We start from the raw sequence: 24,460 nt of genomic DNA, 5'->3' as shown, positions 1-24,460 counted from the left end.
AGCTTAAGACGCAGCCGGGGAGAGGGATCGGCTTGACCGCCTGTGCGACCGCCCCGACAGTCGGGGCATGAAACTGCCGATCCCCGTCCCGGCCAACACGGTCGCCCGCAACGCCCTGGTGACCCTGGCCGTCGTGGCCGTCGGGGCGGCGCTCTACTGGCTGCGGGACATCCTGACGCCTCTGGCCATGGCCATCTTCCTGATGATCATGATCGACGGCGTAAAGCGGTTCATCGAGGACCGGACCAGCCTGCCGGATCAATGGGCCGGGACGGCGGCCCTGCTTGTGGTTGTCCTGGGCTTCTCCTTGTCGATCGCCTTCATCGTCAACGGCGCGGCGGGCTTCTTCACCGATATGTCCGGAGTGTCGAGTGGCATCGGGCCGCGAATCGACGCGATCATCGTCGACGGGGCCCGCGTTTTCGGCATCACCACGGCCCCTACGGCCCATGAGCTGATCGCCAGCATCGACCTGCGCGGCTATCTGATCGGCCTGGCCGGCCAGGCCCAGGGCGTGGCTTCGGGGTCCTTCTTCGTTCTGGTCTATCTGGGGTTCCTGCTGGCCTCGCAGGCCGGGTTCCGGCGCAAGATCGTCGCCATGTTCCCCGAGAGGGAGCAGCGCAACGAGGCGCTGGAAGTCTTTCAGCGCGTGCGCGGCGGGGTCGAGGGTTATCTGTGGGTCCAGACCGTGACCGGTGCCATCATCTGCGCGGCCGCCTGGATCCTGATGCGGCTCGTGGGGCTGGAACATGCCGAGTTCTGGACCTTCGTGATCTTCGTGGTCGGCTTCATTCCCGTGCTGGGCGGTGCGGTGGCGGGCCTGGCACCGCCGCTGTTCGCCCTGGTACAGTTTCCGACCTACTGGCCCGCCCTGATCCTTCTGGTCGGCCTGCAGATCATCCTGTTCGTGGTCGGCAATCTGATCCAGCCGCGCATGCAGGGCGAGAACCAGAACATCGACCCGGTCGCCGTCCTGCTGGCGCTGGCCCTGTGGGGCAAGATGTGGGGCGTCGTCGGCATGTTCCTGTCGACCCCGCTGGCGGTCATGGCCATGGCGATCCTGGCCGAGTTCAAGGGGTCGAGGTGGATCGCCGTGCTGCTCAGCGGCGACGGCAAGCCGTATGCCGCCGAGGACGAGCACCGGACCCCCCAGGCCTCCACGAAACGCTCCGTCCGCGTCAAACCGCCGCGCCCGGGAACGGGCCAGGCCTGACCATCGCGCCCTTGCAGGTCGGATCGGGGTTCCCATCTCCCATCCAGGCGTCGCGGCCCCCTTCCCCCTCCCCCGGTCGTGACGACATCGAACCTGCGCCCCTCCCCCTCCTGCGCGGGTTCCAGACGAGGCCGTCGGACCCCCCCGTCCGGCGGCCTTTTCTCTTTTTCGGAGCGGTGCCCGGAAGCGAAACCCCCCGTTTTCGCTTTCTGGGCTTCCCGGCGGGGGCGGGCGGGCCTATTCCCCGTTGCAGCACCTGGCGGTCCCAGAGCCGCGCTGAACGAGACCCTGCCCATGTCCGGCGAACCGCGTCCTTCCGTCCCGTCCCCGAACGCGGAGGCGCTGAGGACAGCGTTCGCACAGGCATTGAGAGAGGGCGGGGCGCTCGAGGCGATCGAGCAGTCCTTCATTGACCAGGCCGCCGACGACTACGCTGAGGACGAGACACCCGAACTGGACGTGGCCGCCATGGCCGCCCTGCTCGCCGACGCCTGGCGCTGGGCGCAGGGGCGTCGGCCGGGCGATGCCCCGAACGTCCTGGTGCAGCCGGTCAGGGCGACCGGGGGGCAGGCGGGGGCCTGTGACACCCTGTGGATCGTCCAGGACGACCGACCCTTCCTCGTCGACAGCGTCATGGGCGAACTGGCCGATGCCGGGGTCTCGGTGCGGGCGCTGTTCCACCCCGTTCTGACGCGTGAGGCGGCGCGCGAATCGCTGATCGTCATCGTCGTCGACCCCCTCCCGTCCGAACGCCGCGAGGCCGTGAAGGCCCAGGTCGAACAGGCCCTGGCCGACGTCCATGCCGCCGTCGGCGATTTCAACGCCATGAGCGAGCTGATGGCGCGCTCGATCGCCCATCTGGAAGCCTGCCCCGGCGGGATTGACCCGGAAGTGGTGGCCGAGAACCTGGCCTTCCTGCGCTGGCTGAACGACGACCATTTCGTCTTCCTCGGAGCGCGCGACTACGACTATCCGCGCACGGCGGACGGGGGCTATGCCGCGGAGGCTCCGCTGGACCAGGCCACGGCCGGGGTCGGGGTGCTGCGCGATCCGGCGCGCACGGTGCTGCGTCGGACCTCCGAGCCGGCGGTGCTGACCGCCCAGATGAAGCGGCAGATGGACCTGTCAGAGCCCGTCACCGTGGCCAAGGCCAATCTGCGCAGCCGTGTCCACCGCCGGGCCTATATGGATTACGTCGGGGTCAAGCGGTACGGCGACGACGGCCGCCCGTCGGGCGAGACCCGCTTCGTCGGCCTGTTCACGGCCGAGGCCTACGACCGCACGGCGTCGGAGGTCCCGCTGATCCGCCGGAAGGTCACGAACGCCCTGACCCGTGCGGCCAAGGTGCCCGGCAGCCACAACGAGAAGCGGCTGAGGAACATTCTGGAGAACTATCCGCGCGACGAGCTTTTCCAGATCACCGAGGACGAGCTGCTGACCTCGGCCCTGGGCATCCTGCATCTGTATGACCGTCCCCGCATCAAGACCTTCACCCGGCTGGACCCGTTTGATCGGTTCGTCTCGGTCCTCGCCTTCGTCCCGCGCGAGCGGTTCGAGGCGGCGGTGCGCGAACGCATCGGACGCATTCTGGCCCGGGCCTGGGGCGGTCGCCTGTCGGCCTGGTACCCGCAGCTCTCGGACGCGCCCCTGGTGCGCATCCACTACATCATCGGTGTCACGCCCGGCGATCACCCGACGCCGGATGCCGTAGCGCTGGAAGCCGAGATCACCGAGGCCGGCCGCAGCTGGATCGACCGCTTCGAAAGCGCCCTGCGCGCCGCCGACATCGACGACAGCCAGATCGGGGCGCTGAGCCTGAAATGGTCGGACGCCTTCGGGGCCGGCTATCGCGACCGCTACGATGCCACCGAGGCCGTCGCGGACCTGCAGGAGATCGACCGGCTGAACGCCTCCGGCACCGTCGGATCGGGCGAGCCTGTGGCGGTCCGCGCCTTCCGCTCCCCCGGCGACACGCCGCTTCAGTTCCGCTTCAAGCTGTATCACCGGGGCGCGGCCGTGCCGCTGTCCGACGTCCTGCCGATCCTGGCCGACATGGGGCTGAAGACGCTGGAGGAGTTCGGCCATGCGATCCGGCCGGCCGACGCCGGGGAAATCCACGTCCACGAGTTCCTGCTGGAGGATCCGCGCGGGGCCGCGATCGCTTTCGCTGACGTCAAGGGACCGTTCGAGGCCGCCTTCTCGGCCGTGTGGACGGGCCAGACCGAAAGCGACGGCTTCAACCGTCTGGTGCTGGAACTGGGGGTCGGCTGGCGCGAGGCGGCCCTGATCCGCACCCTGGCCCGCTATCGCCAGCAGACGGGGCTCGACCCGTCGCAGGCCCTGCAGGAAGAGGCGCTGCGCGACTATCCGGTCATCGCCCGCGCCCTGCTGGGCCTGTTCGCCTGCAAGTTCGATCCCGCACACGGCGGGTCGGCGGATGATCGAGCGGCCTCCGCGACGGAACTGGCCGACCGGATCACGGCACTGCTGATGGATGTGACGTCCCTGGATCACGACCGGGCGCTGCGTCGCCTCGCGGCCCTGATCGGGGCGATCAAGCGGACCAACTATTTCCAGACGACCGGAGACGGCGGCTTCAAGCCGCACATCTCGATCAAGATCGCCTCGCGCGAACTGGACGACCTGCCCCTTCCCAAGCCCTATCGCGAGATCTTCGTCTGGGCCCCCCATGTCGAGGGCGTTCACCTGCGCTTCGGACCGGTGGCGCGGGGCGGGCTGCGCTGGTCCGATCGCCGCGACGACTTCCGCACCGAGGTGCTGGGTCTGGTGAAGGCCCAGCAGGTCAAGAATGCCGTCATCGTGCCGGTCGGCTCCAAGGGTGGCTTCTTCCCGAAATATCTGTCGGGCATCGTGCGCGCCGGCGGCGATCGCGACGCCCAGCAGGCAGAGGCTGTCCGCGCCTACAGGACCTTCCTGTCGGGGTTGCTGGACATCACCGACAACATCGCCGCCGACGGGCATGTGACCCATCCGGCCGACGTCGTCGCCTTCGAGGGTGACGATCCTTATCTGGTCGTCGCCGCCGACAAGGGGACGGCGACCTTTTCCGACATCGCCAACGGGGTGTCGGCCGATTACGGCTTCTGGCTGGACGACGCCTTCGCCTCGGGTGGCTCTGTCGGCTACGACCACAAGGCCATGGGCATCACGGCACGCGGCGCATGGGAGGCGGTCAAGCGGCATTTCCGCGAGATCGGCAAGGACATCCAGTCCGAACCCTTCACCGTCGTCGGCGTCGGTGACATGAGCGGCGATGTGTTCGGAAACGGCCTGCTGCTGTCGCGGGCTTCGAAACTGATCGCCGCCTTCGACCACCGCGACATCTTCATCGATCCGACGCCCGATCCGGCCCGGTCATGGGAAGAGCGCAACCGTCTGTTCCAGCTGCCGCGCTCGTCCTGGCAGGACTACGATCCATCATTGATTTCGACCGGCGGCGGCGTCTTCTCGCGCTCGGCCAAGTCCATCCAGCTGACGCCCGAGATCAAGGCGGCGCTGGACATCGCCGACGACAGCCTGGACCCCGTCAGCCTGATCCGGGCGATCCTGAAGGCTCCGGCCGAGCTGCTCTATCTCGGCGGCATCGGCACCTATGTGAAGTCCGCGGCCGAGACGGACGCCCAGGTCGGCGACAAGGGCACCGATGCGCTGCGGATCAATGCCGACGAACTGCGGGTCAAGGTGGTGGGGGAGGGGGCCAACCTCGGCTTCACCCAGGCGGGCCGGATCGCCTTCGCGGCCGGGGGGGGCCGGATCAACACCGACGCCATCGACAACTCCGCCGGCGTGGATACGTCCGACCACGAGGTCAACATCAAGATCCTGATCGGCGCCGCCGTCGCCCGGGGGGCCCTGCCGCTGACCGAGCGGGTGCCACTGCTGGCCTCGATGACCGACGAGGTCGGCCTGAAGGTCCTGGCCCACAACTACGACCAGACCCTGGCCCTGACCCTGCAGCAGGCGGAAGGCGCGGGTGCGCTCGACAGCCAGCAGCGGTTCATGCAGGCCCTGACGGCGCGGGGCAAACTCGATCGCAAGGTCGAGGGCCTGCCCGGCGATATCCGCATCGCCGAGATGAAGGCCGCCGGTATCGCCCTGACCCGGCCGGAGCTGGCCGTGCTGACGGCCTATTCCAAGCTGGAACTGGCCGACGACATCGTGGCGTCGAAGGCCCCGGAGGATCCCTTCTTCGAGGAGACCCTGGTCCGCTACTTCCCCGGGCCCCTGGCGCGCTTCGAGGGCCAGATGAAGGGCCACCGGCTGCGGCGCGAGATCGTGGCCACGGTGCTGTGCAACGAGATCGTCAATATGACGGGGCCGACCTTCCCCGATCGCCTGCGCGGCGCGGCGGGTTGCGACACCACGGCCCTGGTCATCGCCTTCGAGGCGGCGCGGCGGGTGTTCCGGCTGGATGAGGCCTGGGGCGCGGTCAATGCGCTGGACCTCAAGGTTCCGGCCGAGACCCAGACGGCCCTCTATCTGGAAATCGCCACCGTCCTGCGGCGCCAGACCTTCTGGCTGGCGCGCCGGGGCGCAAGGGACGGCGCGACCGTCCAGGGTCTGATCGAGGCCTATCGCCCGGCCGCCGATGCCCTGCGCGCGGCGGGCGGCGACGTGCTGTCCCGTTTCGAACAGGGCCGTCTGGCCCAACGCCTGAAGCGGTTCGCCGACATGGGCGTGGGCGAGCAGCTGGCCCAGACCGTGTCCATGCTCCGGCCCCTGGTGGCGACGGCAGACATCGGCGATCTTGCCGGGGAAACGGGCTGGTCGGCCCCCCGGATGGCGCGCCTCTATCACCAGGTGGGCGCGGCCTTCGACTTCGACCGTCTGCGGGCGGCGGCGGGCGCCGTGCCGTCGGGCGATCATTTCGACCGGCTGGCCGTGCGTCGTCTGATTGAGGATCTGATGGGCGAACAGGTCACCCTGACCCGGGCTGTGGCCAGGGGCTCCGATCCGGCCGTCGGCGACAGCGAGGCAACCGCCGAGGCCGCGGTCGATGCCTGGATCGGTCCGCGCCAGTCAATGGTTGAGGGAGTGCGTGCCGCCGTGGATGAGATCGAGGCTTCGGGCACCGGCTGGACCTTCGCCAAGCTGACCATCGCCAATGGCCAGATCCGGAGTGTGGCGGCCTCAGCGAGCTGATGCCGTCACACTCCGGGCTGGTGGCGCTAGCGCGCTTCGCGCTACTTGAGCGCAGGCGCGCGCGCCGTGGAGAAAGCACATGCCCAGAAAGTTCCTGGTCGTCGTTGACGACAGCCCCGAGTTCGAGGCGGCGCTGCGCTATGCCGCCCGGCGAGCCCGGTCGACTGGCGGCCGGGTCGCTCTGCTGCGGATCATCCCCGGCGGGTCGGACGAGCAGTGGGCGGGCGTGCGCGAACAGATCCAGCGCGAGCAGCGGGCCGAGGCCGAAGCCTTGCTGACCCGTCTTGGCGAGGAGGCGCAGACCCGGTCCGGGGCCGCGCCCATCTTCCTGATCGAGGAGGGCGAACCCCAGGCCGCGATCCGCAAGGTCTGCGGCGAGGACCCGGACATCAAGATCCTGGTGCTGGCGGCCGGCGGTGGGTCGCGCGGACCCGGGCCGCTGGTGTCGGGCGTGCTGAAGCAGGGCGCGGCCTTCGGGGGTCGCAAGCTGCCGGTCACCATCGTGCCGGGCGAACTGACGGATGCCGAGATCGAGGATCTGGCGTAGGATCAGGGCGCTACCGCTCGCGCCGCGGGCGCTCGCTGCTTGAGCGCGGGTCTTGAATGCGCTGGGCAGCAGGCGCATTTCTCGCTCATGTTCATCCAGACCGAACCGACCCCGAACCCCAATGCGCTGAAGTTCCTGCCGGGACGCGATGTGGCCCCGGGCGGCTCACGCGAATTCCTCAGCATCGACCAGGCGACGGCCTCGCCGCTCGCCGAGGCGCTGTTCCAGATCGAGGACGTGACCGGTGTCTTCTTCGGCGGCGACCATATCTCGGTCACCCGCGCCGGTCATGGCCGCGACTGGAGCGAGATGAAGCCCGAGATCCTGTCGGTGATCATGGATCACTTCGTCTCGGGCGTGCCCCTGATGCGCGACAGCGCCGATGCGGTCGACCCTGCGGAGGAAGACTCCGACATCGTGGCCGAGATCAAATCGCTGCTCGACAGCCGCATCCGCCCGGCCGTGGCCCAGGACGGCGGGGACATCCTGTTCGACGCCTTCGACGAGGAAAGCGGCGTGCTGCGCCTGCGGATGCGCGGGGCCTGCGCCGGCTGTCCGTCCTCGGCCATGACGCTGAAGGCGGGCGTCGAGCAGATGATGCGCCACTACGTCCCCGAGGTGACCAGCGTCGAGCAGGTGATCTAGCCCCGCATTCCCGCCACGGCCGCGATCAGGCGGTCGAGGTCCTTCGGGGCCGACAGGCGGTGGTCGCCCCCCTCGATCAGGTCCAGCCGCACGTCGCCCCCGGTCAGCCGTTCCACCAGCCGCATCGCATGGGTCCAGGGCACGGTCTCGTCGGCGCGACCCTGCAGCACATGGACCGGAGCCGTGATGGCAATGGGCGCGTCCAGCAGCAGCCAGTCGCGCGCCTCCTCGAACATCCGTGCCGTCAGGACGTATTCGCCCAGCCCCGGTTCCACGATCGTCGCCTCGCCGTCGCGCAGGATGGCCTGGCGGACGTGATCGGGCAGGGACGGCCACATCAGGCGTTCGGTGAAATCCTGGGCCGGATTGACCAGCACCAGCCCTGCCATCCGCTCGGGCCGGGCCAGGGCGGCGAGCAGGCTGATCCAGCCCCCCATCGACGAGCCGACCGGGAGGACCGGGCCGTCGATGCTGTCGATCAGGCCGATCGCATCCTCGCGCCAGCGCCCGATGGTCGCCTGTCGCCAGTCGCCCGAGGAGCGCCCGTGGGCGAAATGGTCGTAACGGACGAAGGTCCAGCCCCGCTCGCGGGCGGCGAGGTCCAGCGCCAGCGCCTTGGTGCCCTCCATGTCGGAGCGGAAGCCGCCGATCCAAAGAACGGTCGGGCCGGTCCCCTCGACCCGCTTGAAGGCCAGGGTCTCGCGGTCGGGGCGGGTGAGGGTCTGGATCATGGCGGCTCGCGCTTCGTGACGGAGGACGATATGACCCCTTCATGAGCAACAAGGTCCTGTTCGTCACCTCCAACCGCATCGGCGACTGCGTGATCTCGTCGGGGATCCTGCGAGAGATCGCGCGTCAGGTACCCGGGGCCGAAATCACCGTCGCCTGTGGTCGCCCGCCCGCGCCCTTCTTCCGCTCGGTGCCGGGGGTGGAGCGGGTCATCGTGCTGGACAAGAAGAAGGCCGCCGGACACTGGCTGGAGCTGTGGCGACAGGTCGTCGGCACCCGCTGGGCCCTGGTGATCGACATTCGCGGATCGGCCCTGGCCTATCTGGTCCGGGCCGACCGGCGGGTGGTCTACAACCGGCGCTGGGAGACCGGACTGCCCAAGGTGGAGATGGTCTCGCGCCTGATGGGATCCGACCGGCCGCTGGAGCCGGAGCTCTTCATCGACGACCGGGCCCGGGCCGAGGCGGCGGCCGTGATCGACCCGCAGCTGGAGACGGTGCCCGGCCCGATCATCGCGCCCCCCATCATGGCATTGGCGCCCATCGCCCATCAGCCGGGCAAGAGCTGGCCCGCCAACCGCTGGGGCGAGCTGGTCGAGAGGCTGAAGGCCGAGCCGCGCTTCGAGGGCTGGCGGTTCATGCCCGTGGGCGGACCCGGCGACCGGCCGCCCGCGACCCCGGCGCTGGAGGCGGCCGGTCCGCGCGGTATCGATTGCGTGGGCCGGGGCGACATCCTGTGTTCGGCCGCCGCCATCGACCGGGCGGCCCTGTTCGTGGGCAACGATTCCGGCCTGATGCATGTGGCCGCCGCAGCGGGGAAACCGACCCTGGGTCTGTTCGGCCCGACCGAATGGTGGCTGTACGGTCCGCGCGGCCCGCGCACCGCGATCGCCGCCTCCAACCCGAACCGGGGCGAGTTCGCGCCCATCGAGGCCCTGACCACCCAGCGTGTCTTCGAGGCCGTGATCGCGCTGCATGACCGCTGGATTGGCGACCAGCCCCCCGTCACGCCTTGAAGAACGGCCGTTTCGCGGGCATATACGCTTTGTGAGGGAACGCGGCGGTATGCCGTGCGCTGTCCCCTGCGACATCACTGCGCTTTCAGAAACACAAGGAAACGACGCTCATTCGCCGTCCGATGAACCAGCCGCCCACCAAGGACGGCCCCCCTATGAACCAGGACATCCGCGCACCGCGCGTTCTGCTGATCGATCAGAACGGCGAGAAGCAGGGGGTGATGCCGACATCCGCCGCGCTGGAGGCCGCCGAGGAGGCGGGCATGGATCTGGTTCAGATCGTCTCGACGTCGGAGCCGCCCGTCGCCAAGATCCTCGATTACGGCAAGTTCCGCTTCCAGGAGCAGAAGAAGAAGGCTGAGGCCCGCAAGCGCCAGAAGGTCGTCGAGCTGAAAGAGATCAAGCTCCGCCCGAACATCGACGTCCACGACTATGAGGTGAAGGCCAAGGCCATGCACCGCTTCTTCGACGAGGGCGACAAGGTCAAGGTGACCCTGCGGTTCCGCGGCCGCGAGATGGCCCACCCCGAACTGGGCATGAAGCTGCTGAACAAGGTCCAGGCCGACTTCGACGAGATCGCCAAGGTCGAATATGCGCCCCGCATGGAAGGCCGCCAGATGATCATGATCCTGGCGCCGAAGTAACCGCCCGGGACCACGCGGTCTGGACGCCCGACAACCCCGCCGGCGTTCTGGTCGAACCAGACCTTGCGCATTGCCTGACGGCACGCGAGGGTTGGTGCCACGAAAAGGGTGGGGGCTCATAGGATGTCCAGGTGGTCTTCGGCGTTCGTTAGGCTGTTTGCCGTCGGGCTGATGTTGGGGGTGCCACAGGCGGCGACAGCCCGGACGGTACCACAGGAGACGGCGGCCGAGGTTCCCCCGCTGGCCGCATACGGTGCCCTGCCGTCGCTCGAATTCGTTCAGCTTTCGCGCTCCGGTCGGCGTCTGGCCTTCATCTCGGTGGTGGGGGAGCGGCGCATTCTGTCGGTCATCGACACGACGCCGGTCGTCTCGCTGGGTCGATTGGAGGTCGGCGACGCCAAGGTGCGGGACCTGCGATGGATCGACGACGATCATGTGCTGATCACCAGTTCAACCACCCAGACCCTGCCCGAGATCGGCATCTTCCGTCGCGAACTGAGCATAGGCCAGATCTATGATCTCACCGCGCAGCGCGTGGTCCAGATGCTGGAACCGACCGCAGGCCTGTTTCCGGTCCTGATGGGGCCGGTCGACGTGGCCACAGTCGATGGCAATCCAGCTGTGTTCGTCCGAACCCATTCGTTCCAGAGCCCGCGCGGTCGGGATCTCTATCGCGTCGATCCACGATCGGGTCGGGCGCGCCGGGCAGAGGCGATGGAACGCGACGTGGACGAATACGTCCTGGACTCATCCGGTCAGTCCGTTGCCCGTAGCCGGTACGATGAACGAACCCAGGTCTGGAGCCTGCATCTGCGGCAGGAAGGGGAGCTCCAGGAAACATGGCGTACGACGGCACCGATCGACCTGCCGTCCTTGCAGGGGCTGGGGTTGAACGGCGACAGCGTCATCGTCGCCGCCGATCGGCCGGATCTCGGCCGGGAGGGTCGGGAAGACGCCGATTTCTTCGACGTCAGTCTGGCCACGGGCGTCTGGCGACCGCTCCGGTTCGATTTTGAGCCGACCGCCCTTATCTTCCATCCCGGCTCGGGCCGTCTGATCGGGGCATCCCGACTTGAAGACGATGGGCGGGACTATCTGTTCGCGGACGATGAGGCCGCCCGCTTGTGGGCTTCGGTCAAAGAGGCGTTTCCCGGCACCCGGCCGTCGCTGAGCAGCTGGAGCGACGATCTTCGTTCAGCGGTCGTCTTCACCAGCGGTTCGGGCGATTCCGGTTCCTATCACCTCGTGGATGGGGGTGCCGGGACCGTCGTGACCGTCGGCCAGGCCTACGCCGGTGTCCCGCCGTCGGCGGTCGGACCCATCGCCCCCCTGTCCTATACGGCGGCCGATGGTCTTGAAATCCACGGTTATCTGACGACGCCCCCGGGTCGGGAGGCGCGGTCCCTTCCACTGGTCGTCCTCGTGCACGGCGGACCCGCGTCCCGCGACAGGTATGAGTTCGATTGGTGGGGCCAGGCCCTGGCATCCCGTGGTTACGCGGTGCTGCAGGTCAACTTCAGGGGATCGACCGGTTATGGCGAAGCCTTTCTCGAGGCCGGCTTTGGCGAATGGGGGCGGAAGATGCAGACCGACCTGTCGGACGGGGTCCGCCACCTGACGGCGCTGGGGATCGTGGACCCCGGTCGCGTCTGTATCGTGGGGGCCAGCTATGGTGGCTATGCGGCCCTGGCGGGTCCGACGCTGGACCGGGGCGTCTATCGCTGCGCCGTCAGCGTCGCCGGCGTCTCCGATCTGCGCCAGATGGTCGACTATGCGGCCGACCGCGGCACCCGTCGCGACAACGACAGCGTCCGCTACTGGAACCGGTTCATGGGCGGTGACGGCCCCAGAGATCGGTCCCTGGATGCGCGATCTCCGGCCCGGCTGGCCGACCAGGCGGACGCGCCCATCCTGCTGATCCATGGTCGGGACGATACCGTCGTGCCGATCTCGCAGAGCCGCGCCATGGCGGAGGCCTTGCGGCAGGCGGGCAAGCCGGTGGAGCTGATGGAACTCGAGGGCGAAGACCACTGGCTGTCACGCTCGGACACGCGTCTGCGCATGCTGACCGCTTCGGTGGCCTTTCTCCAGCACAACAATCCGCCCGACTGACCCTCCGGATCTCGCCACCCGCACGCCCCTGTCGCCTGAACTGATGGTGGCCATTGCCTGGCGTCGACCTTGCCGTTCTTTAGACTTTTGCCTCGTTTTCAACGCGATAGATCCGTCGTCGAACAATGTTGCATACAGCCCGTCCAACGAAGGACCGACGTTACGTCTTTGCAACGCCCCGGCGGCTTTCATGCCCGATCGCGCGTAGGCGAAGCTTGTTCGCGTCATGCGTGATACACGGGATGCATTCACAGTGTTCGAGCTACCCATGTTTCGTATCGCTTCGGTTCTGATCGCCGCGACGCTGCTGTCCGCCTCCGCCGCACGCGCCCAGGCGCCGACCCCGCCTCCCCTCGACATCTACGGACGGCTTCCAGCGTTCGAACTGGCTTCCCTGTCTGCGGACGGCGAGCGGCTGGCGCTTGTTACCACCGAGGGCGAACAGCGCCTTATGCTGATCCACACGGTTCCGGGTGGCGTGATTCTGGGCGGTGCCCGCATCGGCGACGCCAAGGTGCGCGATCTGTCGTGGGTGGGCGATGGGCACGTGCTGGCCGTGACCTCATCGACCCAGAGGTTGCCGACAGGCGATCAGGCGGAGCTCTCCTTCGGGCAGGTCTACAGCCTCGAGACGCGCAGGATCACCTCGGTGTTCGAGCGCCTGCCCGGCGTTCTGCGTATTCTCTACTCCTTCGGGGCTTATCGCATCGATGGTCAGCCGCGCGTCGTGATCGAGGCCCAGAGCGGCGACGACTACAACCTCGACCTCTACGCCATCGATCCGGTGTCGATGAACCCAAGGCGACTGGAGGAAAATGCCCGTAATACGCGGGGTTACGTCTTGAGCGCCGATGGTCGTCGCCTTGTTCGCTACAGTTATCGCGAAGAGACGGGCCTATGGGCCCTGCAGGCAAAACAACCCAATGGCCTCTGGACCACCATCTGGTCGACCACCGCCCTTCTCGATCGCCCCGTGATCGGTGGCGAGGGGCCGGATGGCGACAGCGTCACGATTTTCGCCAAGCCGGACGAGGCCTCCGCCAAGGTTTGGCGACTGATGGGACTGGACGGCACCTGGCGGCCTTTGCCGTTCGAAGGCGAGCCCGACAGCCTGATCTACCACCCGGCCACGGGGCGGTTGATCGGCGCGGCCTGGCGCGAGGCCGAGGGCTGGCGTTATGAGTTCAGCGACCCCGCAGCCGCAAGGGTCTGGCGCTCGATCGGGCGGGCCTTCGAGGGCCGTAACCCACAGCTGGCATCATGGAGCGACGACCTGCGACAGGCCATTGTCTTTACCTCCAACTCGACCGACGCCGGCACCTTCAGCTTCGTTGATCTGGACGCGGGCCGCGCCGACGTGCTTGGCGAGCAGTATCCACAGATCACAGCCGATCAGGTGGGCGAGGTCCGGCCGATTTCCTATCCGGCGGCCGACGGCCTGACGATCCCCGGCTATCTCACCCTGCCGCCGGGCGTCACCGACCCGCAGGGCCTTCCGCTGGTGGTCCTGCCTCACGGTGGCCCGGCGGTGCGCGACGAACTTCAGTTCGACTGGTGGGCCCAGGCCCTGGCCTCGCGCGGCTATGCGGTGCTGCAGCCAAACTTCCGGGGCTCGTCGGGCCTCGGACAGGCCCATCTGGAGGCTGGCTATGGCGAGTGGGGCAGGAAGATGCAGACCGATCTGTCGGATGGCGTCCGGTATCTGGCGACCCAGGGTGTGATCGACCCGGCGCGGGTCTGTATCGTCGGAGCCAGCTACGGCGGATACGCCGCCCTGGCTGGGGCGACCCTGGACCCCGGCATTTATCGCTGCGCCGTCTCGGTCGCGGGGGTGTCGGACCTGCGGGCGATGCTGCGCTGGACGGAGGATCGGATGGGTCAGAACGCCAATGCCGCCAATCGCTACTGGAATCGATTCATGGGGGCCCGGAACGCTTCGGACCAGTCGCTGGACGCGCGCTCGCCGGTCCTCCTGGCCGCGCAGGCCGATGCGTCGATCCTGCTGATTCACGGACGTGACGACACCGTGGTGCCTTTCAGTCAAAGCACGGCCATGGCTGCAGCGCTGCGTGGCGCCGGCAAGCCCGTCGAACTGGTCGAACTGGACGGAGAGGATCATTGGCTTTCGCGGGCGGATACACGCCAACGCATGTTGAGCGCCACAGTGGCCTTTATCGAAGCCAACAATCCGGCCAACTGATCACGCACTGACCTTGGCCGGAACGTCGACGATGCGACCGCGGAGGCCTCGCCGAGCGCGCGCCGCTCGACTAGAACAGACGCATGCCCGACACGCCCAGCGCCGAATTTCCGCCGTCCGCCAATAGCGACCGGCGCGCCCTGGCGGTGCTGTTCGCCATCGTCTTTATCAATCTGGTCGGGTTCGGCCTGGTCGTACCGTTGCTGCCGTTCTTCGGAAGCAGTCTGAAGGCCGCGCCCTGGCAGGTCGCGCTGATGTTCTCGGCCTATTCGGTGGGGCAGTTCTTCGCCGAGCCGTTCTGGGGCCGGCTGTCGGACCGGATCGGGCGCAAGCCGGTGCTGCTGATCACGGTCGCGGCCAATGCGATCGGCTATCTGATGCTGGCCTTCGCCCCCAACATCTGGGTCGCCATCGGCATCCGGCTGTTCACCGGCCTGGGGGCCGGCAATGTCTCCACGGTCCAGGGCTACGTCGCCGACGTCACTCCGCCAGAGAAGCGCGCGGGTCGCATGGGGCTGATCGGGGCGGCCTTCGGGGCCGGCTTCATCGCCGGGCCGGGCCTGAGCGGCGTTCTGGTGCGCGAGGACCTGGGGCGGCTGGGCTATCAGCTGCCGATCTTCGCTGCCTGTGGACTGGCGATCCTGGCGGCGCTGGGGGTCCTGTTCCTGCTGAAGGAGAGCCTCGTCCGGCGAGACGGCGCTGCGCCGGCCCGGACCCCCTTCCTCGGCGGCGTCAGGGACGCAGCTGCCAATCCGGTGGTGTCGCGGGTGATCCTGGTCACCCTGATCTACATGGCCGGGTTCTCGGGTATGGAATCGACGTTCGGCCTGTTCACGGGCGCGCGGTTCGGCTGGGGGGCGCGCGAGGTGGCGTTTTCCTTCATGGCCGTCGGCATCGTGTCGGTGATCTGCCAGTCGGCGGTCACGGGGCGGCTGTCGCGCCGGTTCGGCGAAAGCCGGATGCTGGCGGTCGGCTGCCTGTTGTTCGGCTGTGGGCTTCTGGGCCAGATGCTGGCCCCGGTCGCCTGGGCCGTGCCGGTGGCGATGAGCGTGGGGGCCTTCGGCATGGCCATGACCATGCCCAACATCTCCGCCATGATCTCGCGTGCCACCGCCGCCGACCGCCAAGGGGCCATGCTGGGGCTGAACATGGCGGCCAGTTCGTCGGGGCGGATCTTCGGACCGGTGGTGGCGGGCGCCATGTTCTCCGGCCTCGGCCACGACTGGCCCCTGGCCGTGGGGGCCGCCCTTATGATCCCGGCGGCACTGATGGCCGTCAATGCCGGGCGGGCCGTGGCGCGGCAATCGACGGTTCCGCTGCCGGCCGAGTGACTCCGCTTGCCCTGTCGCGTCGGTTCCGCTACTAGCCGCGCCTTCGCGTAACGAACCGCCGGGCTTACAGGCATGCCTGGGCGGTTCTTAAATCCAGGGGATCCAGCGTCGGGCTCAAGCAGTCCGAAGGACGGTAGCCCCACGAAAAGGAACTGAAATGCCCAAATTGAAGACGAAGTCAGGCGCCAAGAAGCGCTTCAAATTCACCGCGACAGGCAAGGTCAAGGCCGGGGTTGCGGGCAAGCGTCACCGCTTGATCAGCCATAACTCCAAATACATCCGCCAGAACCGCGGCACCTCGGTCATGGCCGACGCCGACGCCAGGAAGATCAAGTCCTACATGCCGTACGCCTGATCGGCGCGCGTACCGGACGGATCTCATCGCAAAGAATTTGAAGGAATAAATCATGGCTCGCGTCAAACGCGGCGTCGTTTCACACGCCAGACACAAGAAGGTTCTCGAACAGGCCAAGGGCTTTTCGGGTCGCCGCAAGAACACCATCCGCACGGCCAAGGCCGCCGTCGACCGCGCCGGGCAGTACGCCTATCGCGACCGCCGCATCAACAAGCGCAACTTCCGCGCCCTGTGGATCCAGCGCATCAATGCCGCCGCCCGTCAGGAAGGCTTCACCTACAGCCAGTTCATGCACGGCCTGTCCAAGGCCGGGATCGAACTGGACCGCAAGGTCCTCGCCGCGATCGCGATGGACGGCACGGGCTTCGCCGACATCGCCGCCAAGGTGCGCGACGCGCTGAAGTAGGGTTCTTCCGGCCCGCCGGACGATGAATGGCCTCCCGGTTCGCGCCGGGAGGCCTTTTTCATGACGGCCCGGCCGCCGAACCCGCCGATCCCTGCGAATGTGTCGCAGTCGCCCCGGGGGTCCCCATGCGCACGCGATGCGCTATACGGGTCGAAACGCCGCACCCTTTCACTGTTCCGGACCCCTCGATGCTCGATTCGATCACTCCCCTGCTGAGCGACCCCGCCGCCTGGGCCGCCCTCGTCACGCTCGTCGTGATGGAGGTGGTGCTGGGGATCGACAATCTGATCTTCATCTCGATCCTGTCGAACAAACTGCCCGAGAAGGATCGCCAGAAGGTGCGGCGCATCGGCATCGCCCTGGCCCTCCTCATGCGGCTGGGCCTGCTCTCGATCATCGCCTGGCTGGTCGGGCTGGTGCAGCCTGTCTTCAGCGTCATGGGCAATGAATTCTCGTGGAAGGATCTGATCCTGATCGCGGGCGGGCTGTTCCTGATCTGGAAGGCCACCAAGGAAATCCACCACACGGTCGATCCCACGCCCTCGCATGACGTCCTCGACAAGAAGGACGTGATGATCTCCAACGCCGGGTCCGCGATCGTCCAGATCATCATTCTGGACCTGGTCTTCTCGATCGACTCCATCCTGACGGCCGTCGGCATGACCGAGCACCTGCCGATCATGGTCGTGGCCGTGCTGGCCGCCGTGACCGTCATGCTGCTGGCCGCCGATCCGCTGGCCAACTTCATCGCCAGGAACCCGACCGTGGTCATGCTGGCCCTGGGCTTCCTGTTGATGATCGGCCTGGTCCTGATCGCGGACGGCTTCGGGGTTCATGTGCCCAAGGGCTACATCTATGCCGCCATGGCCTTCTCGGCCGGCGTGGAGGCGCTGAACATGCTGGGTCGGGCCGCGACGTCAAAGAAGGAGCAGGCCCTCCACGCGCGCGGCGTGGCCGACCGGGCCGAGGCCGAGGCCCGGGCCGCGGAGGCCCGCGCCGCCGCCGATCCGAACGGATGATGCGGATGCGCGTCCTGTCGCTGACATCGGCCCTGATCGGTCTGGTCGTCCTCGCGGCCGCCCCGGCCGCCCCGGCCGCCGGGGCCCAGACCGCGACGGCGCCCGTGACACAGGCCGCGCCCCAGCCGCCCGCCCCGCCGGTCTATGGCTATGAGGTCGTCAACACCTATCCGCACGATCCGGAGGCCTTCACCCAGGGGCTGATCTATCGGGACGGCGTCCTGATCGAGAGCACGGGTCGCCACCCCTCCAGCGTGCGCCGCGTGCGGCTGGAAGACGGTGTCGTGCTGACGCGGAAGGACCTGGCGCCCGAGCATTTCGGAGAGGGCCTGACCGACTGGGCCGACCGCGTCCTGACCCTGACCTGGCAGGGCGGCCATGGCTTCATCTGGGACGCCGACGACCTCGATCCCGCCGGCACCTGGTCCTATGAGGGCGAGGGCTGGGGCCTGACCCACGACGCGACCCGCATCATCCTGTCGGACGGCTCGGCCAGCCTTCGCTTCTTCGACCCCGAGACCCTGACCCAGACCGGCATGGTCCCGGTCACCTATCGCGGCCGGCCGGTGCGCAAGCTGAACGAGTTGGAGTATATCGACGGCGAGGTCTTCGCCAATGTCTGGCAGACCAACTTCATCCTGCGCATCGACCCGGCCACCGGCGTGGTCAGGGGCGTCATCGACCTGACCGGCATCCTGCCCGACGCGGTGGAGGATCCGGCCGACGACGTCCTGAACGGCATCGCCTGGGACGCGGCCGGACGCCGACTGTTCGTCACCGGCAAGAACTGGCCCAGACTGTTCGAGATCCGCCTGGTCCCGCGGAGCTAGGCGGCCGTCTTCGCGGGAGCCTTTCCGGTGGCCGGCGCGACCGGGCCCTTCAGGCTTTAGAGCGTCGTCGGCTTAGTTGGAATCGAAGGATTCCCCTTTTGGTCGGATCGTGATTCAAGGTTGGGGCTGGATGGGAGGCCAGCTCCGATGCCTCGTCCCTGTTCGATGGATTTGAGAGAGCGGCTGGTGGCTGCCGTTGAGGCGGGCGAGAGCCGGCGATCTGCGGCGCGTCGGTTCGGTGTCAGCGCCTCTGCGGCGGTGAAATGGATGGCGCGGGCACGGTCCGAGGGTCGTCCCTTGCCTCGCCAGATGGGCGGCTATCGCCGCTCGGTGCTGGACCGCGAGCGGGACTGGCTTCTGGCCCGGTTGGCCGAAAAGCCGGACCTGACGATCCGGGCGCTGGTGGTTGAACTGTCGGATCGTGGCGTGAGGGCGGGCGACTGGTCGGTCTGGGCCTTCCTCAAGCGCGAGGGGCTCAGCTTCAAAAAAAACCCTGCACGCCGCCGAACAGGACCGTCCGGACGTGGCCCGAAAGCGGGCGCGGTGGAAGCGTCATCAACACCGGATTGACCCGCGTCGCCTGGTCTTCATCGACGAGACCTGGGCCAAGACCAACATGACCCGCACCCACGGCCGAGCCCGGCGTGGCGAGCGACTGGTGGCCCGGGTTCCGCATGGCCACTGGACCACACTGACCTTCATCGCCGCCCTGCGTCACGATCGGATCGAGGCCCCTATGGTGCTGGACGGCCCGATCAACGGCGATGCGTTCCGAGCCTGGGTCGAGCAGTTCCTGATCCCCACGCTCAGCCCCGGCGACGTCGTCGTGCTCGACAACCTCGGCAGTCACAAGGGCAAGGCCGTCAGGCAGGCCCTCCGAAAAGCCGGGGCCCACCTGATCTTCCTGCCGCCCTACAGCCCCGACCTCAATCCCATCGAACAGGTCTTTTCAAAGCTGAAGACCCTTCTGAAAAAGGCCGACGAGCGCACAGTCGAAGCCACATGGCGACGCATCGGCAGCCTCCTCGACCGCTTCAGCCCATCAGAATGCGCCAACTACCTTAAGCACGCCGGATATGCGTCCAACTAAACCGAACGCGCTCTAGATGGCTTTGCCAGGTCGGGCGGCCGGGTATGACGGGTCTCCGCCCCGCCGCCAACAACACCCGTATCCCGAGCAGCCGCTTCTTTCGGGCCGCCAGAATTCCGGGATTCCGTATGGAGGGCATTTGCCTCACCAAGAAAGAAAGGGCGGGCCCGTTTCCGGACCCGCCCTCCTTGTTCGTTCAGCGTGAACCGAGCGTGGACTAGAAGTCCATGTCGCCCATGCCGCCCATGCCGCCGCCGCCCATGCCACCGCCGGCACCGCCGCCGGAGCCCTTCTTGGGGGCATCGGCCACGGCCGCTTCGGTGGTGATCAGGATGGAGGCCACCGAGGCGGCGTCGGTCAGGGCGGTGCGGACCACCTTGGCCGGGTCGATCACGCCCATGGCGACCAGGTCGCCGTACTCTTCGGTCTGGGCGTTGAAGCCATAGGTCGAGGAGGTGTTTTCCAGCACCTTGCCGACCACGATCGAGCCTTCGACGCCGGCGTTCTCGACGATCTGGCGGATCGGGGCCTGGATCGCGCGACGGATGATGGCGATGCCTGCGGTCTGGTCGGCGTTGTCGCCGGTCAGGCCGTCAAGCGCCTTGGTCGCCTTCAGCAGGGCGATGCCGCCGCCGGGGACGATGCCTTCCTCAACGGCAGCCCGCGTGGCGTTCAGGGCGTCGTCGACACGGTCCTTCTTTTCCTTCACCTCGACCTCGGTCGAGCCGCCGACGCGGATGACCGCGACGCCGCCGGCCAGCTTGGCCAGACGTTCCTGCAGCTTTTCCTTGTCGTAGTCGGACGAGGTGTCCTCGATCTGCTTCTTGATCTGGCCGATGCGGGCCTCGATCTCGTCCTTGCCGCCGACGCCGTCCACGATGGTGGTGTCGTCCTTGGTGATGGTGACCTTCTTGGCCTTGCCGAGCATGTCGATCGTGACGTTTTCGAGCTTGATGCCCAGGTCCTCGGAGATGACCTGGCCGCCGGTCAGGACGGCGATGTCCTCCAGCATGGCCTTGCGGCGGTCACCGAAGCCCGGGGCCTTGACGGCGGCGACGCGCAGGCCGCCCCGCAGCTTGTTGACCACCAGGGTGGCCAGGGCCTCGCCCTCGATGTCCTCGGCAATGATCAGCAGCGGGCGACCCGACTGGACCACGGCTTCCAGGATCGGGAGCATGGCCTGAAGCGACGACAGCTTCTTTTCGAACAGCAGGATCAGGGGTTCCTCGAGCTGGACCTCCATCTTGTCGGCATTGGTGATGAAGTAGGGGCTGAGGTAGCCGCGGTCGAACTGCATGCCCTCGACGACATCCAGCTCAGTCTCGGCGGTCTTGGCTTCCTCGACGGTGATGACGCCTTCGTTGCCGACCTTGGCCATGGCCTTGGCGATCATTTCGCCGACTTCCGCGTCGCCATTGGCCGAGATGGTGCCGACCTGGGCGATCTCGGAGTTGTTCTCGACCTTCTTGGCCGAGGCCTTGATGTCGGCCAGGACGGCGGTGACCGCCTTGTCGATGCCGCGCTTCAGGTCCATCGGGTTCATGCCGGCGGCCACGGCCTTCAGGCCTTCCTGGACGATCGACTGGGCCAGGACGGTCGCGGTGGTGGTGCCGTCACCCGCCTTGTCGTTCGTCTTGGACGCGACTTCGCGGATCATCTGGGCGCCCATGTTCTCGAAGGCGTCTTCCAGCTCGATTTCCTTGGCGACCGAGACGCCGTCCTTGGTCGAGCGCGGGGCGCCGAAGGACTTCTGGATCACGACGTTGCGGCCCTTGGGACCCAGCGTCACCTTGACCGCATTGGCCAGGACGTTGACGCCGCGCAGCATCTTTTCGCGCGCGTCGGTGGAGAACTGTACTTGTTTCGCAGCCATGTGGCGGCTCCTAAATCGTGGGTTTCAGAGAAAGAAAGGTCGAGGTCGAGGGTGCCTACAGCACGCCCAGGACGTCGGATTCCTTCATGATGATAAGGTCTTCGCCTTCCAGCTTGACCTCGGTGCCCGACCATTTGCCGAACAGGATGCGATCGCCGGCCTTCAGTTCCAGGGCGTTGACGGTGCCGCGTTCGTCACGGACGCCGGGGCCGACGGCGATGACTTCGCCTTCCTGGGGCTTTTCCTTGGCGGTGTCGGGGATGATGATCCCGCCCTTGGTCTTCGATTCTTCTTCCACGCGCTTGACCAGCACGCGATCGCCGAGAGGACGAAACGCCATCTGTGAGTTCTCCGTATAGCTCTAGAGTTTGATGTCGCCCTCGCAGACCGGCTTTTGGCAGCCGTGACCCGCGAGTGCTAACGCAGGGTGCAAGTAGGAGCGGCACAGGCGAGCGTCAAGCGGCACCCGCGACGCGAGACGCAAAAGATGCGTGGCAACAGACAGGGAGCAGCTAGTTGACACAATGCACTTTGTATCACAAAGTGCATTGCATGGAGCGCCCGGCTCCGATCAACAGGATCAAGTGGATGAAAATCTCCCTCCTCACCCTCGCCGCACTGGCGGCATTCACGGCATGCGCTGCGCCGGCTTTTGCCGGCGACGTCACCATTACGCTGACCGGCGTGCAGGCTCGCGGCGGAGACCTGCTGGTCGGGCTGCAGACGGCCGACCAGTTCATGAAGCACGAAGGCACATATGGAGAGATCGTCTCGAATCCCTCCGCGGGGACCCAGACCATCACGCTGCACGGCGTCGCTGCGGGCGATTATTCCGTGTCGGCCCTGCATGACGTCGATAGCGACCGCCAGATGGGCATGGAGAACGGTCGCCCTGCCGAGGGTTGGGGCCTGCTCCACGGCGAAAGCCTCAGGGCCGCACCGACCTTCGATCAAGTCAAGTTCAGCGTGCCTGCGACCGGGGACATCGCCCTGAACGTGGCCATGATCTATCCAGCCCGGTAGCAACGGGCCGCGCCATCCTGCGGTTGTGGATCACGACGCCAGCCGCAGGATGAACGCCAGATGAACAAGGCCCCGTCTGTCCATTCAGATTGAGCGTTCTACACCTTGACCATGGGAAGGGGCGTCGTGCCCGGCTGCCACGTTCAGGAGACTGGGACATGAACATTTTCAAACTCGCATTCGCCGCCGCACCGGTTCTGGCCTTGACCCTGGCGGCCGCCGCACCGGCCGAGGCCCAGAGCCGTTACTACGGCGGCCAGAACCACCATGATCAGCGCCGCGACGACGGTGGCGATGTCCTCGCCGGTGTCGTGATCGGCGCCATCGCCGGGGGCCTTCTTGTGGCCGCGGCCTCCGATAACGACGACGATTGCGGCTTCTATCGCGACGGCCGTTGCTGGCGGAACCAGGGCCACTGGGAGCGCGAGCACGGCATCAACAGCCGCTATGGCTATGGCTACGGCTACAACGACCGTCGGGACTATCGCTACGATCGCCGCGACGACCGCCGGGATTATCGCTACGACCGCCGTGATGGCCGTCGGGATTATCGCTACGACCGCCGTTGGTAGTCGCCGGCGCGCAGGGCGGACGAGACGGGCTTCCTTGCGGGAGCCCGTCTTTTCAGGCCAGCAGCCGGGTCAGGAGGGCAGACGTCGAGGGATCGAGGTCTGCCGACGGCTCACCGGCCCCGACATCGCGCAACACGGCCTTCGCCAGCACCTTGCCCAGCTCAACCCCCCATTGGTCGAAGCTGTTGATGTTCCAGATCACACCCTCGACGAAGGTCTTGTGCTCGTAGAGGGCGAGCAGCGCACCGAGTGTTTCAGGCCCCAGCCGGTCCATGACGATCGCGGTCGAGGGACGATTGCCCGGGAAGGTCTTGTGGCCGGCCAGCCGGTCGGCCTCGGCCTCCGATGCTCCCGCCGCGATCAGTTCGGCGCGCGCCGCCCCGGTGGTCTTGCCCAGCATCAGGGCCTGACCCTGGGCCAGGGCGTTGGCCCACAGCGGCGCGCCGGCCGTGTCCGGCAGGGTCTCCGCTAAGATCACGAACTCGGCGGGGACCACCTGCGGTCCCTGATGGATCTGCTGGAAGAAGGCGTGCTGGCCGTTGGTGCCCGGTTCGCCGAACACCACGGGGCAGGTCGGCCGGGTGACGGGCGAGCCATCGCGGTGGACGCGCTTGCCGTTCGATTCCATCTCCAGCTGCTGCAGGAAGGCCGGCAGGCGGCGCAGACCATGGGCATAGGGGGCGACCGTGCGGGCCGGGCGATTGAGGCCGTCGACATTCCAGACCTGGGCCAGGGCCAGCAGCACCGGTGCGTTCCGCTCCAGGGACGCGGTGACGAAATGCGCGTCCATGGCCCGCGCGCCGGCCAGCAGGCTGTCGAAGACATCGGGACCCAGCGCGATCACGCAACTGAGGCTGACCGCAGACCACAACGAATAGCGGCCCCCCACCCAGTCCCGGAAGGCGAAGGTCCGACCGCAGCCGAAGGACTCTGCGCGCTCGGGCGCGGCGGTTACCCCGATGAAATGGCGGTCGCGCCCGGCTACGGGCAGACTGGCCGCCAGCCAGGCCCTGGCGGCTTCGGCATTGGCGAGCGTTTCCTGGGTCGTGAAGGTCTTGGACACGACGATGACCAGTGTGGTCTCGGGATCCAGCCCGGTCAGGGCCTCGGCCATGTCGCGCGGATCGATGTTGGCGACGAAACGCAGATCGATCGCCGGCTCCAGCGGCCTCAGGGCATCCCAGACCACGCGCGGCCCCAGATCCGACCCGCCGATGCCGATGTGAACGATGGCCTTGAAGGCTTGACCCGTCGCGCCGGTCTCGGTTCCTGACCGCACGGCCGTCGCATAGTCGGCCATGGCCTGGCGGACGCTGCGAACCTCGTCCGAGACGGGTTCGCCCAGGGCCCGGAATTCGGCGCCGTCCTCCGCCCGCAAGGCCGGATGCAGCACCGCCCGACATTCGGTGTTGTTGACCGACTCGCCCGCGAACAACCGCGCGCGCTCCCGCTCGACCCCGGCCGCTCGGGCCAGGTCCAGACAGATCCGGAATCCGTCGCGCGTCCAGCTCTGTTTGGACAGATCGAGGTATAGCCCGGCCGCCTCGACGCTCATCCGCGCCAGTCGATCCGGGTCGGATGCGAACTGGTTCACGATCCGGGCCTCGGCATCGCGCGTCGCGGCGGCATCGAACGCGGCCCAGATAGCAGGATCGGACATGAGACAGCCTTTCGTTAATCAAGGTCTCGTTTA

General features: G+C 67.4%; 20 protein-coding genes. 16 read left to right on the top strand and 4 right to left on the bottom strand.

From position 1 onward, the window contains the following. Positions 1–67: 67 nt before the first annotated feature. The 4 genes from O3139_RS01430 to O3139_RS01415 all read left to right on the top strand — a co-directional run bounded on the left by O3139_RS01430 (position 68) and on the right by O3139_RS01415 (position 7,568). The gene (locus O3139_RS01430; RefSeq protein ID WP_269515118.1) at positions 68–1,213 is read left to right on the top strand and encodes an AI-2E family transporter; all 1,146 of its coding nucleotides are present in this window, start codon (positions 68–70) and stop codon (positions 1,211–1,213) included. A 294-nt stretch (positions 1,214–1,507) separates the two neighbouring features. Then, the gene (locus O3139_RS01425) at positions 1,508–6,376 is read left to right on the top strand and encodes an NAD-glutamate dehydrogenase (RefSeq protein WP_269515117.1); all 4,869 of its coding nucleotides are present in this window, start codon (positions 1,508–1,510) and stop codon (positions 6,374–6,376) included. A gap of 79 nt (positions 6,377–6,455) precedes the next feature. Further along, entirely contained in the window at positions 6,456–6,923 is a 468-nt protein-coding gene (locus tag O3139_RS01420) for a universal stress protein (RefSeq protein ID WP_269515116.1), read from the top strand. Between the two features lie 87 nt (positions 6,924–7,010). Beyond that, positions 7,011–7,568, top strand: coding sequence for a NifU family protein (locus O3139_RS01415; protein ID WP_269515115.1), 558 nt, complete (start codon positions 7,011–7,013; stop codon positions 7,566–7,568). Here O3139_RS01415 and O3139_RS01410 read toward each other — a convergent pair. Continuing rightward, the gene (locus tag O3139_RS01410) at positions 7,565–8,299 is read right to left on the bottom strand and encodes an alpha/beta fold hydrolase (RefSeq protein ID WP_269515114.1); all 735 of its coding nucleotides are present in this window, start codon (positions 8,297–8,299) and stop codon (positions 7,565–7,567) included. The genes O3139_RS01415 and O3139_RS01410 overlap by 4 nt on opposite strands. 41 nt (positions 8,300–8,340) lie before the next feature. Here O3139_RS01410 and O3139_RS01405 point away from each other — a divergent pair, with 41 nt between their 5' ends. The 10 genes from O3139_RS01405 to O3139_RS01360 all read left to right on the top strand — a co-directional run bounded on the left by O3139_RS01405 (position 8,341) and on the right by O3139_RS01360 (position 19,299). Continuing rightward, a complete protein-coding gene (locus O3139_RS01405; RefSeq protein WP_269515113.1) occupies positions 8,341–9,312 on the top strand; it encodes a glycosyltransferase family 9 protein in 972 nt (323 codons plus the stop codon). A 122-nt stretch (positions 9,313–9,434) separates the two neighbouring features. After that, the gene (gene infC / locus O3139_RS01400; protein ID WP_269515112.1) at positions 9,435–9,956 is read left to right on the top strand and encodes a translation initiation factor IF-3; all 522 of its coding nucleotides are present in this window, start codon (positions 9,435–9,437) and stop codon (positions 9,954–9,956) included. A gap of 123 nt (positions 9,957–10,079) precedes the next feature. Beyond that, positions 10,080–12,068, top strand: a complete 1,989-nt coding sequence (locus tag O3139_RS01395; protein ID WP_269515111.1) for an alpha/beta hydrolase family protein — start codon at positions 10,080–10,082, stop codon at positions 12,066–12,068. 268 nt (positions 12,069–12,336) lie between these two features. Continuing rightward, a complete protein-coding gene (locus tag O3139_RS01390; protein ID WP_269515110.1) occupies positions 12,337–14,268 on the top strand; it encodes an alpha/beta hydrolase family protein in 1,932 nt (643 codons plus the stop codon). 83 nt (positions 14,269–14,351) lie between these two features. Next, positions 14,352–15,599 carry an MFS transporter gene (locus O3139_RS01385; protein WP_269515109.1) on the top strand — a complete coding sequence of 416 codons (1,248 nt, stop codon included), beginning with the start codon at positions 14,352–14,354 and terminating at the stop codon, positions 15,597–15,599. Positions 15,600–15,756: 157 nt separating this feature from the next. Next, on the top strand, positions 15,757–15,954 hold the full coding sequence (gene rpmI / locus O3139_RS01380) for a 50S ribosomal protein L35 (protein WP_269515108.1): 198 nt from the start codon (positions 15,757–15,759) through the stop codon (positions 15,952–15,954). Between the two features lie 52 nt (positions 15,955–16,006). After that, positions 16,007–16,360 carry a 50S ribosomal protein L20 gene (rplT, locus tag O3139_RS01375; RefSeq protein WP_269515107.1) on the top strand — a complete coding sequence of 118 codons (354 nt, stop codon included), beginning with the start codon at positions 16,007–16,009 and terminating at the stop codon, positions 16,358–16,360. Positions 16,361–16,548: 188 nt separating this feature from the next. Next, entirely contained in the window at positions 16,549–17,379 is an 831-nt protein-coding gene (locus tag O3139_RS01370; RefSeq protein ID WP_269515106.1) for a TerC family protein, read from the top strand. 5 nt (positions 17,380–17,384) lie between these two features. After that, positions 17,385–18,209 carry a glutaminyl-peptide cyclotransferase gene (locus O3139_RS01365; RefSeq protein ID WP_420022331.1) on the top strand — a complete coding sequence of 275 codons (825 nt, stop codon included), beginning with the start codon at positions 17,385–17,387 and terminating at the stop codon, positions 18,207–18,209. Between the two features lie 147 nt (positions 18,210–18,356). Further along, a protein-coding gene (locus O3139_RS01360; RefSeq protein ID WP_420022311.1) for an IS630 family transposase occupies positions 18,357–19,299 on the top strand; the annotation gives its coding sequence in 2 pieces (ribosomal slippage) (positions 18,357–18,692 and positions 18,694–19,299; 942 coding nt in all). Between the two features lie 217 nt (positions 19,300–19,516). Here O3139_RS01360 and groL read toward each other — a convergent pair. Continuing rightward, a complete protein-coding gene (gene groL / locus O3139_RS01355) occupies positions 19,517–21,172 on the bottom strand; it encodes a chaperonin GroEL (protein ID WP_269515104.1) in 1,656 nt (551 codons plus the stop codon). A gap of 55 nt (positions 21,173–21,227) precedes the next feature. Further along, entirely contained in the window at positions 21,228–21,512 is a 285-nt protein-coding gene (gene groES / locus O3139_RS01350; protein WP_269515103.1) for a co-chaperone GroES, read from the bottom strand. Positions 21,513–21,760: 248 nt separating this feature from the next. Between groES and O3139_RS01345 the strand changes: the two genes are divergently transcribed. Both O3139_RS01345 and O3139_RS01340 read left to right on the top strand, forming a co-directional pair. Further along, positions 21,761–22,195 (top strand): DUF2141 domain-containing protein, encoded by a 435-nt coding sequence (locus O3139_RS01345; RefSeq protein WP_269515102.1) that lies wholly within the window; start codon positions 21,761–21,763, stop codon positions 22,193–22,195. 158 nt (positions 22,196–22,353) lie between these two features. After that, positions 22,354–22,767 (top strand): hypothetical protein, encoded by a 414-nt coding sequence (locus O3139_RS01340; RefSeq protein ID WP_269515101.1) that lies wholly within the window; start codon positions 22,354–22,356, stop codon positions 22,765–22,767. A 52-nt stretch (positions 22,768–22,819) separates the two neighbouring features. On the opposite strand, the gene pgi is transcribed toward O3139_RS01340, so the two are convergent. Then, positions 22,820–24,427, bottom strand: coding sequence for a glucose-6-phosphate isomerase (gene pgi / locus O3139_RS01335; protein ID WP_269515100.1), 1,608 nt, complete (start codon positions 24,425–24,427; stop codon positions 22,820–22,822). Positions 24,428–24,460 lie beyond the last annotated feature (33 nt).

It is taken from the genome of Brevundimonas subvibrioides (assembly GCF_027271155.1).
Lineage (GTDB): Bacteria > Pseudomonadota > Alphaproteobacteria > Caulobacterales > Caulobacteraceae > Brevundimonas > Brevundimonas subvibrioides_D.
This window is presented reverse-complemented; position numbering and strand designations above follow the sequence as displayed.